This is a genomic window from Citrobacter sp. RHBSTW-00881 (genome assembly GCF_013728515.1).
Lineage (GTDB): Bacteria > Pseudomonadota > Gammaproteobacteria > Enterobacterales > Enterobacteriaceae > Citrobacter > Citrobacter braakii.
In genome coordinates, this window is sequence record NZ_CP056269.1 from 2910690 (window position 1) to 2924413 (window position 13724).

Annotated in this window: 17 protein-coding genes and 1 pseudogene; 9 read left to right on the forward strand and 9 right to left on the reverse strand. The window is 50.0% G+C overall.

Annotation, left to right across the window (positions count from 1 at the left end; genetic code table 11):
* The first annotated feature begins 156 nt into the window (after positions 1–156).
* The 3 genes from dgcJ to HV311_RS13995 all read left to right on the forward strand — a co-directional run bounded on the left by dgcJ (position 157) and on the right by HV311_RS13995 (position 2779).
* Positions 157–1647, forward strand: coding sequence for a diguanylate cyclase DgcJ (dgcJ, locus tag HV311_RS13985; protein ID WP_181545689.1), 1491 nt, complete (start codon positions 157–159; stop codon positions 1645–1647).
* A gap of 44 nt (positions 1648–1691) precedes the next feature.
* Positions 1692–2195, forward strand: a complete 504-nt coding sequence (locus tag HV311_RS13990) for a YbaK/prolyl-tRNA synthetase associated domain-containing protein (protein ID WP_049041633.1) — start codon at positions 1692–1694, stop codon at positions 2193–2195.
* 137 nt (positions 2196–2332) lie between these two features.
* Positions 2333–2779, forward strand: a complete 447-nt coding sequence (locus HV311_RS13995; RefSeq protein ID WP_016152803.1) for a DUF441 domain-containing protein — start codon at positions 2333–2335, stop codon at positions 2777–2779.
* Here HV311_RS13995 and HV311_RS14000 read toward each other — a convergent pair.
* Positions 2756–3554 (reverse strand): annotated as a pseudogene (locus HV311_RS14000) (AraC family transcriptional regulator). The gene HV311_RS13995 and the pseudogene HV311_RS14000 sit on opposite strands and share 24 nt — an antisense overlap.
* A 99-nt stretch (positions 3555–3653) precedes the next feature.
* On the opposite strand from HV311_RS14000, the gene HV311_RS14005 reads away from it, so the two are divergent.
* On the forward strand, positions 3654–4841 hold the full coding sequence (locus HV311_RS14005) for a CynX/NimT family MFS transporter (protein ID WP_191220091.1): 1188 nt from the start codon (positions 3654–3656) through the stop codon (positions 4839–4841).
* Between the two features lie 37 nt (positions 4842–4878).
* Here HV311_RS14005 and HV311_RS14010 read toward each other — a convergent pair whose 3' ends face one another.
* On the reverse strand, positions 4879–5586 hold the full coding sequence (locus HV311_RS14010; RefSeq protein WP_016156299.1) for a CTP synthase C-terminal region-related (seleno)protein: 708 nt from the start codon (positions 5584–5586) through the stop codon (positions 4879–4881).
* Positions 5587–5784: 198 nt separating this feature from the next.
* Here HV311_RS14010 and HV311_RS14015 point away from each other — a divergent pair, with 198 nt between their 5' ends.
* A complete protein-coding gene (locus tag HV311_RS14015; protein WP_016152799.1) occupies positions 5785–6132 on the forward strand; it encodes a DUF488 domain-containing protein in 348 nt (115 codons plus the stop codon).
* 7 nt (positions 6133–6139) lie between these two features.
* Here the strand turns inward: HV311_RS14015 and HV311_RS14020 are convergent, their stop codons facing one another.
* Complete coding sequence (locus HV311_RS14020; RefSeq protein WP_016152798.1) at positions 6140–6388, reverse strand: putative hemolysin; 249 nt, start codon at positions 6386–6388, stop codon at positions 6140–6142.
* 186 nt (positions 6389–6574) lie between these two features.
* Here HV311_RS14020 and HV311_RS14025 point away from each other — a divergent pair, with 186 nt between their 5' ends.
* Genes HV311_RS14025 through yoaJ form a run of 3 tightly spaced genes read left to right on the forward strand, consistent with a single transcriptional unit; the run spans position 6575 to position 7823 of the window.
* Positions 6575–7600 (forward strand): sensor domain-containing diguanylate cyclase, encoded by a 1026-nt coding sequence (locus tag HV311_RS14025; RefSeq protein WP_080858684.1) that lies wholly within the window; start codon positions 6575–6577, stop codon positions 7598–7600.
* Positions 7601–7647: 47 nt separating this feature from the next.
* On the forward strand, positions 7648–7746 hold the full coding sequence (locus HV311_RS14030; protein ID WP_032941789.1) for a YoaK family small membrane protein: 99 nt from the start codon (positions 7648–7650) through the stop codon (positions 7744–7746).
* A gap of 2 nt (positions 7747–7748) precedes the next feature.
* Complete coding sequence (yoaJ, locus tag HV311_RS14035; protein WP_101700011.1) at positions 7749–7823, forward strand: protein YoaJ; 75 nt, start codon at positions 7749–7751, stop codon at positions 7821–7823.
* Between the two features lie 49 nt (positions 7824–7872).
* Here yoaJ and HV311_RS14040 read toward each other — a convergent pair whose 3' ends face one another.
* Positions 7873–8121: a GlsB/YeaQ/YmgE family stress response membrane protein gene (locus tag HV311_RS14040; protein WP_016152796.1), complete on the reverse strand. Its 249-nt coding sequence runs from the start codon at positions 8119–8121 to the stop codon at positions 7873–7875.
* Positions 8122–8480: 359 nt separating this feature from the next.
* Between HV311_RS14040 and fdhF the strand changes: the two genes are divergently transcribed.
* Complete coding sequence (gene fdhF, locus HV311_RS14045) at positions 8481–10628, forward strand: formate dehydrogenase subunit alpha (protein ID WP_181628783.1); 2148 nt, start codon at positions 8481–8483, stop codon at positions 10626–10628.
* Between the two features lie 49 nt (positions 10629–10677).
* Here the strand turns inward: fdhF and HV311_RS14050 are convergent, their stop codons facing one another.
* The 5 genes from HV311_RS14050 to zinT form a co-directional block, all read right to left on the reverse strand.
* A complete protein-coding gene (locus HV311_RS14050) occupies positions 10678–11325 on the reverse strand; it encodes a hypothetical protein (RefSeq protein ID WP_016156293.1) in 648 nt (215 codons plus the stop codon).
* Positions 11326–11540: 215 nt separating this feature from the next.
* A complete protein-coding gene (locus tag HV311_RS14055) occupies positions 11541–11723 on the reverse strand; it encodes a DUF1869 domain-containing protein (protein WP_191220092.1) in 183 nt (60 codons plus the stop codon).
* A gap of 3 nt (positions 11724–11726) precedes the next feature.
* Positions 11727–12089, reverse strand: coding sequence for a DUF1971 domain-containing protein YeaR (yeaR, locus tag HV311_RS14060; protein WP_005120376.1), 363 nt, complete (start codon positions 12087–12089; stop codon positions 11727–11729).
* A gap of 173 nt (positions 12090–12262) precedes the next feature.
* The gene (leuE, locus tag HV311_RS14065) at positions 12263–12901 is read right to left on the reverse strand and encodes a leucine efflux protein LeuE (RefSeq protein ID WP_016152793.1); all 639 of its coding nucleotides are present in this window, start codon (positions 12899–12901) and stop codon (positions 12263–12265) included.
* A 140-nt stretch (positions 12902–13041) separates the two neighbouring features.
* Positions 13042–13653, reverse strand: a complete 612-nt coding sequence (gene zinT / locus HV311_RS14070; protein WP_230330239.1) for a metal-binding protein ZinT — start codon at positions 13651–13653, stop codon at positions 13042–13044.
* Between the last annotated feature and the right edge of the window lie 71 nt (positions 13654–13724).

Consider the following 13724-nt stretch of genomic DNA (forward strand, 5'->3'; position numbering starts at 1 on the left):
TCCTTTCTTATAAGTTGCATTATAAATACAACAATAAGAGTTAAAGGTGAAGCACGCGAATGATTTTTATTACAAAATGCCCTTCCCAGTAGCGTTAGAGCGGATGTATGCCGTGTGATAGACTGAAGTATCAGACTTACAGGGCTGTACATCATTATGCAATTGCATCATAAAGCGCTCAGGCTCTTTATCTCCGTCAGCGTAGTTGTTTTGACATTTTCTTTTTTGGTTTATGAGCTCATTGCCAGCGATAAAGCAATGAATGCGTACATGCGCTATATCAATGAGAAAGCCGACTCATCGTTTCTCTATGATAAGTATACTAATCAAAGTATTGCAGCCCATCTGATGCGCACATTTTCATCCCCCCAGGAACCCGCTTCTATCGAGCAACAAAAAGCACTTTGCAACGCTTTCGACAGCGTTAACGGCACTCATGGGCTTAACCTCACCCAGCATAACTACCTACCATTACACGGTACGTTGCAAACCCCCACCACAAAATGTAGCGAGAAACTTGAAGACATATTTCTACTGCCATCTTTTGACCGGGCGGTAAACGTTAATCGTGAGCAGAAAGATTACGGTCATGGTTTAGGTATGCAGGAGTATAAATTTCGATATTACGTCGATCTCAAAAATAATTACGTCTATTTCTTTGATCTGGTCGACTCGCGGAAATTTGCGATACACAACTGGTCGTTTTTGCAAAAAGGAAACCTGGGTATCAACCAGAATGATATTGACGGTATTTTCACTGGCCGCACGGTAATCTCCCGTATTTATGAAGATAACCTGACCGAGAAAAAAGTGATGAGCTTTTTAACACCGGTCTACTATGCCGGTAAGTTAAAAGGCGTGGTGATGGTGGATATTAACAAAGAGAATTTAAAGAATATTTTCTATACCAGCGACCGCCCTCTCGTCTGGCGCTATCTTAACGTGACGCTTTCGGACATCAACTCAGGTAAAGAGATACTCGTTCACCAAAGTGAGAACAATCTGTTTAGCTATGTTCACTACCAGGAGGACATGCCCGGCGGTATACGCATCACCTTATCGCTTGATTTTATGTACTTTATTGTCTCCTCCTGGAAAGTATTCGCCTTTTATCTGCTGGCGACAATACTGTTGCTGAATATGGTCAGAACGCATTTTCGGCTGTATCACAACGTCACGCGTGAAAATATCAGTGACGCGATGACCGGGCTCTACAACCGCAAAATTTTAACGCCGACGCTCGAACAGCGTTTACAGCAGTTAGTAAACGCGGGAACCCTCGTGACCTTTATTGCCATTGATTGCGATAAACTAAAAGTCATTAATGATACGCAGGGGCATAAGGAAGGCGATCGCATTATCACCATTCTGGCTAGAGCCATTCAAACCTCGATTCGCAAAAACGACTATGCCATCCGCCTCGGTGGGGATGAGTTTTGCATTATCCTCATCGATTACCCCGCTGAATTAACGCCTCGTCTGCTGGAGAGGATTCGCTATAACTTACAAATTATTGCGCAAGATAGAGCAATCAGCTTCTCCGCAGGGATTTATAATATGCAGCCAAACGACACCATTGATGATGCCTACAAAGCATCCGATGCACAGCTCTACCTGAACAAACAGAAAAAACGCGCGGATGCGTAATCATTTTTCTGACAGGATTTTCATTGTTGTACCAGGAGTAAGTCATGACGGAAGTGAACAAAGGTAACGCAACGCATCAGCGTTTAATTTCGCTGTTGTCAGAACAAGGCGCGACGTATCGCGTGGTAAGTCATGAAGCGGTCGGCAAATGTGAAGCGGTTTCTGAAATTCGCGGTACCGCACTGGGCCAGGGAGCAAAAGCGCTGGTTTGTAAGGTCAAAGGCAACGGCGTTAATCAGCATGTCCTGGCGATTCTTTCTGCCGACCAGCAGGCCGACCTGAGCCTGTTAGCCAGTCATATCGGCGGGTTAAGAGCATCACTTGCCAGCCCGGCGGAAGTCGATGCACTGACTGGCTGCGTATTTGGCGCTATCCCACCGTTTAGCTTCCATCCAAAACTTAAGCTGGTCGCCGATCCGCTATTGTTTGAGCGTTTTAATGAAATTGCGTTCAATGCCGGAGTGCTGGAAAAATCCGTGATCATGGATACCGCAGATTACCTACGTATCGCGAAACCGGAATTACTCCCGTTCCGCCGCGTACAATAGCCGCCCGAGTCAGGTGTAAAAGCGTAGCATCGTGCATTAGCCCAAAAAAAATCATAATCATTAAAAAAAGCCTGTTCCGTCACGCGTTTACGCGTACAGTAAGCAGGCTTATTTTTTCTTTTGGCAAGGAAACTACGATGTTTGATGTCACTCTGCTGATCCTGCTCGGACTGGCAGCTCTGGGCTTTGTCAGCCACAACACCACTGTCGCTGTTTCAATTCTGGTGCTGATCATTGTTCGTGTTACCCCTCTGAATACTTTCTTTCCATGGATAGAAAAACAGGGCCTGACCGTCGGGATTATAATTCTAACCATTGGCGTCATGGCGCCGATCGCCAGCGGAACGCTCCCCCCCTCCACGCTCATCCACTCCTTTGTGAACTGGAAATCACTGGTCGCTATTGCCATCGGGGTATTCGTCTCCTGGCTTGGCGGGCGCGGTGTCACGCTCATGGGTAGCCAGCCTCAGCTTGTGGCCGGTTTACTGGTGGGTACGGTACTGGGCGTGGCGCTATTTCGCGGTGTGCCGGTGGGACCGCTCATTGCGGCAGGTCTGGTGTCATTGATTGTTGGGAAGCAGTAGCCAGTCCAGCCAGATAACGGCCTGGCGTCTGTCCCAGGCCTTTTTTGAACATGGTGATAAATGCCGTGGTCGAATCGTAACCGAGCATGTGCGCAACCTGTTGCACGTTATGACCATCTATCAGCGCCTGCAGCGCCAGAATCAATTGAAGCTGGTGACGCCAGCGGCGAAAACTCAACCCCGTTTCTTTAACGACCAGACGGGCAAGGTTCCGCTCACTCATCGCAAATACGCTGGCCCACTGTCCCAGCGTCTGCCACTGCGCGGGCTCCCGCGCCATCGTCGCGACCATTCTGCGGATTTTCGGATGATCTGAAACCGGCAACTGCATTTGCTCCTGCGGCTGCTGCGGGAGTTCATCAAATAACACTTGCGTCAGCCGCTGGGTAGACGGCTCCAGCCGTTGATCATCCGTTTTGGACGCCAGCGCCAGAATGAGCTCCCGACATAACGGGGCGATTTTCAGGGTGCAGCAGCGTTCAGGCATCACTACTGCCTGCGGCTCAATAAACAAAAAGCACAGTTGCGCCCCAACGGTAACGTGGTTGCTGTGTGGAATTTCACCGGGGATCCATACCGCATATTGTGGAGGCACCATCCACATAGCATTTTCAACCTCACAGGTGATCGCGCCATGCAAGGCCAGAATCAACTGCCCCTTACGGTGCTGATGCAGCGGACTGAAGAGTTCATCTTCCCGGGCCTGTATACAAAACGCCACCGCCGCATCGTGGTAAAGGTCGGGCTCATACCCATCCAGCCTCAGTCCTAACATAAAAATGTCCGTTTTTAGCGATAAACTGTCATTTTAGCTTGATTCATCCATTGAGTAAAAACGCTAAAGTATCGCCTCGCCTGACGATATGAGAAAAAAATGACAAATATGCCTTCCTCCCGCGGCAAAAACGCAGCCTGGCTGATCGCGGGGATCCTGATGATTGCCACCACGCTGCGCGTCACCTTTACCGGAGCCGCCCCGTTGCTGGATGCAATTCGCACCGACTACGGCCTGAGTACCGCCCAGACGGGACTTCTGACCACCCTGCCGCTGCTGGCCTTCGCACTGGTATCGCCTCTGGCCGCCGCCGTTGCACGCCGTTGGGGTATCGAACGCAGCCTGTTTGCCGCAATGCTACTGATTTGCGCTGGTATTGCGATACGTTCTCTGCCCACGCCAGGTTTCCTGTTTAGCGGCACCGCTATCATTGGTTGCGGAATCGCGCTGGGAAATGTGCTGTTACCTGGGCTGATTAAGCGTGATTTTGCTCAGCATGTGGCAAAACTCACTGGCGCATACTCGCTGACTATGGGCGCAGCGGCGGCACTGGGTTCAGCTATTGTGGTTCCGCTGGCGCTGAACGGGTTTGGCTGGCGCGGTGCGCTGATGGTACTGATGGTCTTTCCGCTGCTGGCGCTGATTATCTGGTTACCCCAATGTCGCCAGACGGCCAATGCCAGTTTGAGCAACTCGCGCGCGTTGCATTCCCGCGCGATCTGGCGCTCGAGCCTCGCCTGGCAGGTGACGCTGTTTCTCGGGATCAATTCACTTATCTACTACGTGATCATTGGCTGGCTACCCGCCATTTTAATCAGCCACGGCTACAGCGAAGCGCAGGCCGGTTCGTTGCATGGTTTACTGCAACTGGCAACCGCCGCGCCGGGGTTATTGATCCCTCTCGTCCTGAACAGATTTAAGGATCAGCGCGCCATCGCCGCACTGGTTTCGTTAATGTGCGCCGTCGGCGCAGCGGGATTCGCGGTAATGCCCGGGCAGGCTTTGCTGTGGACCTTACTGTTTGGCTTTGGCTCAGGCGCCACGATGATCCTTGGTTTGACCTTTATTGGCCTGCGCGCAAGCTCAGCGCATCAGGCCGCGGCCCTGTCCGGCATGGCACAGTCCGTCGGGTATTTACTGGCTGCCTGTGGGCCACCGCTGATGGGTAAGATTCACGACCTCAATGGTAGCTGGCTGATTCCATTAGCTGGGGTCGCCGTGTTAGCGATACTGATGGCAGTGTTTGGTCTGTGCGCAGGGCGTAATCGGGAGATCGCAAGCGCATAATGCAGCGGGCAGGTTTGAGTATAACCTGCCCGTTTTTTTATCCTCGCGCAGCGCGCAGCATTGCCTGAACTAACGGCACGGGTTTTCCCGCCAGCGCTCCACGTTCATGCTGAAAGAGTGTGCCGACAAAAAAAGGATGCGTCACCAGCTCAATGGCACGGATATCACCAGCCTCATCCCAGCCAGTCACACGAAGATCACCGCTCTCAAGCTCGGCGGCAAAATCTTCCGATACGCCATAGTTACAGTGATACCCCTCGGAGATAACACCCCGTCCGTAGGCTTTGGCAATCAGCGTATTGGCCCTCAGTTCAATATCATCCGTTTTTTCTACCAGCGAGCAGGTCAACGGTGCGATGACCATCCGCCCCGTGGTATCCGTTTCCGCATGGGCAGCATCACTCCAGCCCAGCACGTTGCGGGCATACTCCAGAATCGCATGTTGAAAACCGCCACAGGTCCCGAGGAATGGGATGCTGTTTTCACGCGCGTAGCGTATCGCGATCAGTGCGCCTTCCAGGTGCCGATATGGACTGCCAGGAACGACCCAAATAGCATCATAGCCAATCAGATCTTCACTGCTGCTAATATCAGAGGTGGTTAGCCAGTCATAATCAGCCACTAATTCCAGAACGGCAGCGGCATCATCGATAGCAAGAGGAATGGCCTGATGCGCCACAATATCAGGGCTGTAATCACCCACCAGCGCAATGCGAAGCGTATCTTTAAACGGGGAAATTTCCATTAAGCTTTCCTTATGTCCAGACAATGAGGGACAATATAAGGAGCCTCAGCCTACCGATTTTTTGTTGGTATCACAATCCCTTAAATTGGGAGTCAGGACGGGCAGAATGTTACAATTGTCACGTTTTACGATCTTATTTAACCGTAATAAAGGTGTCGAAATATATCAAAGCAGTGGATTAATGGAGCGGATGAAAAGATGAAAATTCAATGTAAACGCGTATATGACCCAGCAGAAAAAAATGATGGTTATCGCGTACTGGTCGACAGGTTGTGGCCTCGCGGGGTAAAAAAGACCGACCTTATTTTTAACGAATGGAATAAAGCGCTTACGCCGTCATCTGATTTACGCAAGGCGTTCCACGCAGAATTGATTGATTTCACACACTTTTCCGAGCAATATCGCGCTGAACTCGCCCTACAGCAGCAGGAAGGAAAGCGTCTCGCAGAGATTGCCCGACAGCAAACCTTAACGCTACTGTATGCGGCGAAAAACACCCAGCAAAACCACGCGCTGGTGCTGGCTGAATGGATACGTCAATGCTAACCGGATTTCATTTGCCCGTTGTCGGATGATCTCTGCGCCAGAGCGCCCATTCATCAATCACTTCCCCGCCCGGTAATTTGCAGTCCGACCTTACGCCTTGCGGGGTCTGCACCGCAATCAGCGAGCCGCCCTTTTGTTCGCAATATACCGATGCCGGATTCGCCAGACCAATCTTCGGCGGTTTGGGGGCTTCGGGCTGAGTGGTACATCCCGCTAACACCAACAAGCCGGGCAAAATAATAGACGCCAGTTTCATATCGACTCCTGTTAAAAACCTTATCCCGGCAGGTTACCCCGACTTTCCATCTATCTCCATGTTTTACTGCCGGCTTTCAATTTAATGTTTAAATTTTGAGCGGGATGGCGTGTTTCATCTTTCATCTTGATGTTCTATCATGCGGGCCACGTTAGCCCAGTCATTACTCAGGAGCATTTACACCTCATGTCGGACATGATCCTTGCCAGAGTCTCACAATCCTTAGCCACGGAGCAGTCAGTTGAGAGCCTGGTTCGGCAACTTCTGGAGATGCTGGAAGTGGTGACTGAGATGGAATCCACCTATTTAACCAAGGTCGATTTAGATGCCCGCCTGCAGCATATTTTGTATGCGCGCAATAGCAAGCAGATGCAGATCCCTGAAGGGCTGTCCGTACCCTGGGATGAGACGCTATGCAAACGCGCCATAGACGAAAACTGTCTGTACAGCGACAACGTCCCCGCTCGCTGGCCGGAGTGTACCGCCGCCCGCGCGCTGGAGATAACCACTTTCCTGAGCACGCCGGTTCATCTTCCCGACGGAACGTTTTACGGTACGCTCTGCGCCACCAGTCGCCATCAGCACGCATTAAGCCAACGTGGCGAACAGGTGTTACATCTGTTTGCGGGCCTGATCGCCCAGTCAATTCAAAAAGAGTCGCTGGTTGCTCAGTTACGCGAAGCGAATGCCGCGCTGATTGCGCACTCTTACACCGATGCCCTGACCGGATTACCGAATCGGCGCGCCATTTTTGAAAATGTTGAGACTCTTTTTTCCCTTGCCCGACATCTCAGGCAGAAGATTATTTTTGCCTATATTGATTTGGATGATTTCAAATTGATCAATGACCGCTTTGGCCACGAGGTTGGCGACCAGTTTCTGATCCAGATTGGTCAGCGTCTGCTTCGCGAATGCGGTGACAATGATATCCTTGGGCGACTGGGTGGTGACGAATTTTTAGTCGTGAGCCTGTCACCGGAAGATGACAGGGATCCGCGGGACCGCCTGCAGCAGGTGAAAAATCAGCTACAACAGCAAATTTGCGGTGACTACCACCTGGGTGACATTCATCTATTTTATCCTGGCGCCAGTCTTGGCATCGTGGAAATTAATCCGTTGGAGACTGATGTAAACTGCGCGCTTCACCTCGCAGACAGCGCAATGTACAAGGATAAAAAGCGTCAGGATAAAACCACTTTTGTCGTACATTAAGCCCTGCTATGCTAACCCGTCTTTAAATAACTCTGGCAGATAATCGTATGCGACTCGGTATTATTTTCCCCGTCATCATTTTCATTTCCGCTGTCGTTTTCTTATCCTGGTTTTTTATTGGCGGCTACGCTGCGCCGGGAGCATAACGATGAAAAAAACAACGCTTATTATGATTGGCGTGGCTATCATCGTCGTTCTGGGAACAGAATTCGGCTGGTGGTGACCTAAGAAAAAGGCCACATATTAGTGGCCTCTATTGTCTGTATGTTTACTTAGCTTTTGATTTTTCTGTAGATAAACAACACCACAATCGCACCGATCACCGCCACGGCGAAACTGCCGAAGTTGAAACCATCGACTTTACCAAAACCAAAGAAGGTGCTGATCCAGCCACCCACTACCGCACCGACAACCCCTAAGATAATGGTCATAAAGAATCCGCCGCCATCTTTACCCGGCATAATCCATTTTGCCAAAATCCCAGCAATAAGACCGAAAACCACCCATGAAATAATGCCCATAATTTCCCTCACTTATGTTTTTAAATTAACGATTCACTCGTCGTATAAAAGCATAGCATAGCGCTGAAAAATTAAAATTTGTGATCGCTATCACTTCTGTTTTTCATCTTTTTCTGATGTTTCATAAGGTTACACCGCTGACCGGCAGACTAATTTTGTCGCGCCTCGTCATTAATGTCGAATCGTCAGTCATTCTGCTTAACGCTTTGGCCGTCAGCCCCTGCTATTGCTGGGTTTTCACTTCTGGCACACTTTATGCTTAAACAGCCCGTCACTACGACACATCGTAGTCCGCGATGCGTATCGCGTGACTGCGTCTACAATTCGCGCTATTTCAGCATTTAACAGGTCTGTTATTGATGAAAAAAATCACCAGTGTATGCCCATACTGTGGGGCCGGGTGCAAGCTCAAGCTTGTTGTTGAGAATAACAAAATCATCCGCGCTGAGGCCGCAGAGGGTGTAACGAACCAAAATCAGTTATGCCTGAAAGGCTATTATGGTTGGGACTTTCTTAACGACACTCGCCTTCTGACTCCCCGTCTGACCCGCCCGATGATCCGTTATGAAAAAGGTGGAAAATTCACTCCCGTTAGCTGGGATGAAGCCATTCGCTACACCGCAAAACGCTTAACTGAAATCAAAAATACCTATGGCCCTCGTGCCATCATGACCACCGGATCTTCCCGTGGAACAGGGAATGAGACCAACTACGTGATGCAAAAATTCGCACGTGGCGTGCTCCATACCAACAATGTCGATTGCTGTGCCCGCGTCTGTCACGGCCCTTCCGTGGCCGGGTTACAGGAAACGTTAGGCAATGGCGCCATGAGCAATTCCATCAGCGACATTGAAAACTCAAAATGCCTGCTGATCTTTGGTTATAACTGTGCCGATTCACACCCAATTGTGGCCCGCCGGGTAATTAAAGCTCGCCAGAACGGCGCAAAAATCATTGTCTGCGACCCACGCCGGATTGAAACTGCCCGTATCGCTGACCAACATTTGCAGTTGAAAAACGGTTGCAATATGGCGCTGGTCAACGCGTTTGGCCATGTTCTCATCGAGGAGCAACTCTACGATCGCGAGTATGTACAAAAGCATGCGGAAGGACTGGAAACATACTGGGAAACCGTTAAGGAGTATGCGCCTGAAGACGTTGAACATTTAACCGGTGTTCCCGCACAGCAGGTTCGTCAGGCGATGCGTACATTTGCTGCGGCGCCATCGGCCACCGTGATGTGGGGGATGGGCGTCACCCAGTTTGGTCAGGCCGTTGACGTGGTTCGTGGTTTGTCGAGCCTGGCCTTGCTAACCGGAAATCTGGGACGCCCTAACGTCGGTGTTGGCCCGGTGCGCGGGCAAAATAACGTGCAGGGCGCGTGCGATATGGGGGTGCTGCCTAACCAGTTTCCAGGGTATCAGGACGTAACCGATTTCGCCGTCAGGGAGAAATTTGCCGCCGCATGGGGTATTGACGTTAATCAGATGGATGACAAGGTTGGAACCCGCATCACCGAAGTTCCGCATCTGGCTATCGAAGGCAAAATCAAAGCCTACTACATCATGGGAGAAGATCCGCTGCAAACCGAGGCCGATTTGGGTCTGGTCCGCGAAGGATTTAACGCGCTCGATTTTATCGTCGTGCAGGATATCTTCATGACCAAGACGGCGGAAATGGCCGATGTCCTCCTGCCTGCCACCTCATGGGGCGAACACGGTGGCGTCTTTACCTGCGCCGATCGCGGTTTCCAGCGTTTTGAGAAAGCGATTGAACCCACTGGTGATGTAAAGCGTGACTGGGAGATTATCAGCCTGCTGGCCAGCGAAATGGGCTATCCAATGCAGTATCAAAATAACCAGCAAATCTGGGATGAGATGCGCGAGCTGTGTCCACTGTTCTACGGCGTGACCTATGAGAAAATGGGTGAGATGGGTCATGTTCAGTGGCCATGTCCGGATCTCGATAGTCCTGGTACACCCTACCTTTACGCGCACAGCCAGTTTGATACCGCCAATGGCAAAGGCAAACTGTTTGCCGCACCGTGGCGAGCGCCAGCAGAAGCTCCTGATGAACAATATCCGCTGGTTCTGTGTACCGTGCGTGAGGTTGGGCACTACTCCTGCCGTTCGATGACCGGTAACTGCGCAGCGTTGCAAGCACTGGCAGACGAGCCTGGGTATGTGCAAATCAATACCCATGATGCTGAAAAATTGGGTATTCGTCATCGCGATCTGGTATGGGTCAGCTCGCGCCGCGGTAAGGTCATCAGCCGTGCGGATGTCTCCGAGCGCATCAATGCCGGAACGGTCTATATGACCTATCAATGGTGGATTGGCGCGTGTAACGAGTTAACCCAGGACAATCTCGATCCTATTTCGAAAACGCCGGAAACCAAATATTGCGCCGTAAATATTGAGCACATTACCGATCAGGGTTGGGCAGAAAAATATGCCGCACAAACGTATAGCGATATGAAGTCACGTCTGTGTGAGGCTATTGCGTAAGTCACCGCCATCATCGCCTGAGTCTGGCTTTCCAGACTCAGGCCTTATCTCATGACTTCGCCAGCTGTGGTTCACTGAAGCGGATGGATGCAGCTTCCTCCTGCTTATCCCGCCGCATAAAGCCGAGATTCATCAGAAACAATCCCGCCATAAACGGTAGTTCGTACAGTTCTTCAATCAGATCGCCATACTGAGCATTGTGCAGAAAGATGGGAGCCAGCAGACGATGATGCTCTACCGTATCGGAGATCAAAAATGCACAGGTGGTGATCGCTAACAGCCACAGAGGTAGCGGTTCATTGCGAAAGCGACGGGCAATATCCTGGCGTAAGCGCTTCGAAATCAGCACTGGCAGAATAATCATGGCAATCAATACCACTGAGATAGCCCGGAACAGGAGTTTAGGATGCTCAGGAAAATAATCGCGGCCCCAACTTGTGCTTCGGCCCAGTAATACCAGCCACCACGCTGCCGCCCAAAGCCAAAATTGCTTCTCGCCTTCGGGACGTGATAAGGGCCTGATGTAGCTGAGTGTAAATATGGCACCAAACAGCAGCCATAGCGCCTGGCCATTTTCAATCCAGCTGACGACAGTACCGTTGAGTAGCGGGAGATGCCAGTTCGCGGCGAACGGGATCGCCACGATGGCTAATCCGAGAATGATTGTGGGTAATGTAAGTCGGGTATTGAGTTTCATAAGCGCGATGTTCTGTTTTATATCTGTTTCGCGATCATAACCCCTGTGAATGATCAACTATTAGCAATCAATGCGAATCTCTTAAGGTATTCTTAAGGAATCCTTTCTGGATATTTCCCTGTTTCGCCCACAAAAAAAACGCACTGCGCCGTCAAAGCGCAGTGCAGTTTTTAGATTAAAAACTAATATACTCAATCAGTAGCAGTGACTAATGCCTACCACCCGCAGACTTCGTGCTCATTTTCGGTATCGTACGAACGCACGGTATTGACCAGATCTTTGACCACTTCAGCTGCCACATCCGACACCAGTAATGTCATTGGCGTCTCTGTTTCATAATCAACAGAAACACCGTTGCTGTTATTGGTCACGGTTACGGTATAGGTTGCTTTACCCATGATTTACTCCTTGCCGGTGCGCACGACTTTTCGTTGATTTGCACTCTCCATCAGAACTTCCGGGGCGACGAAAAAATCGATATTAAAGTAAGTGTCGTCGGTCATCACTTCGATGTTATGCCATTTTTCCGGTGGAAAAACGCCAAACTGACCGGCTTCAATAATCATCACCTCTACTGGCTCCGGACTGTGTTCGTCTGCGTATCCGAGATATTTGACCGCCCCCTGCATAACCGAAAGTCGAGGATAAACCCCGGCACGGGTCCCTTTATCAAGGTGGCGTTCGAAAATTCCGGCAGGCGCCGTTTCTTTGTTCCAGAATGGCGTAGAGCGTGTATGGATATGATTCTGTGGAATTTGAAGCATTTTTCTTCCCTTTTCCAGTCGACAACCAGCGAGTCATATTGAACCGCTGCTGTACACAGGGTACGCCTCAAAATATACATTTAAAATACCATTTATTGGTTATAACCCTACGATTATAAATGAAAAGCAGAGCGCAATATTAAAGGCCCGCCGCACTCAGCGGGCCGATGGCATCACGATTGAAGCGTGGCCAGACGGGCGGCAAAACCAACGAAAATCAGGCCGATAAGGGAATTCCCCACTTTCGCCAGTTTCTTCTTCGTACGGATATATTGCGTCACAAACGCGCCGGAGAAAATAAGGAAGCTCAAATAGAAAAAGCTCACTATCTCAAGCGTAATAGCCAGAATAAAGAATGACAGCCCTGAATGCGGCGCATTGACATCAATAAACTGCACGAAGAATGACACATAAAACAGAATAGCTTTGGGATTGGTCAGGCTCAGGATTAATGCGCGCTTAAAAATAGCGCCAAACGGGACTTCCTCAGGCGCGGCGTCGCTTGCTTTCGATTTCAGTGTTGCATACAGGATCTTCGCGCCAAGATACAGTAAATAGAAAGCGCCAAGATAACGAACGATATTGAACAAAACGGGCGTTGTTTTAATCAATGCAGCAACACCGGCATAGGCCAAAAACATCAACACGGCATCACCAATAAACACACCGCTGGCGGCGAGATAACCCCCCTTTACTCCCCTACCGACGCTGTTTTTCAGCACAAATATCGTATTTGGCCCCGGTACCAGCACGATAAAAATAGCCCCCACCAGATACGTCCAGTAATTCAGAACTCCATACTCTGCGAACACGTTAACCTCTTCCTTAAAAAACACATGCACTTGCTGCGATACAATATGCTAACGAATGCGACAGGTGATGGAAAGAGCAGGTTATTAATTAAAAAAACCCGCCACTGGTGGCGGGTGTGTACAGATAAGGTTAGCCCAGATTAATGGTGCAGCATCTCATCCACTACTTCTTCGCCCTTTAGCTGATAAGGGTAGTAGGTAGGCCAGTTTTCCATCTCCTCAAGCAAGGCGGCCTGCGAGGTATTTCCCATAAAGATATGGAAGTGGCTCGATTTACGCGGCGCGATAATATGATCGCTGAATTGCACGTATTTAGGCGCTTTGCTGTCAGCGGCTTTACACTCAAACAGATACCGTACACCTTTCTTGCCTGATTTATAGTGCAAGATTTTATACCCGGCATAATCGTATTTGCACGATGCGACCTGATTACCGGTGTGAAATTCCATCACGCCATCTTCGATGCCGATGGTGTCTACATTGGTTGCATAGCCTGTACGGTAATAAGCTTTAATTTGTTCTGCCGTTTTGCTTTTATCTTTCTCCGCTTTCTTTTTGAAAACCGGATCAAGTTCGCCACTGACCAGATACGGATAGACAGATTGCCACATGCCATCCCAGTCGGACAGCGCCCGGTTCTGCACCTGGTTATCATCAAATACCCCTTCCGACGCCTTTTGTTCTGCTTCACTCATCGGCGCACCATGGGAATGATGACCATGCGCCAAAACCTGCCCACTGACTAAAAGCATCCCCAGAGCGATTGTCAGTTTGTTAAAACGAATAGCCAAAATTTCACCCTCAAATCGTTTGCGAGTGAATT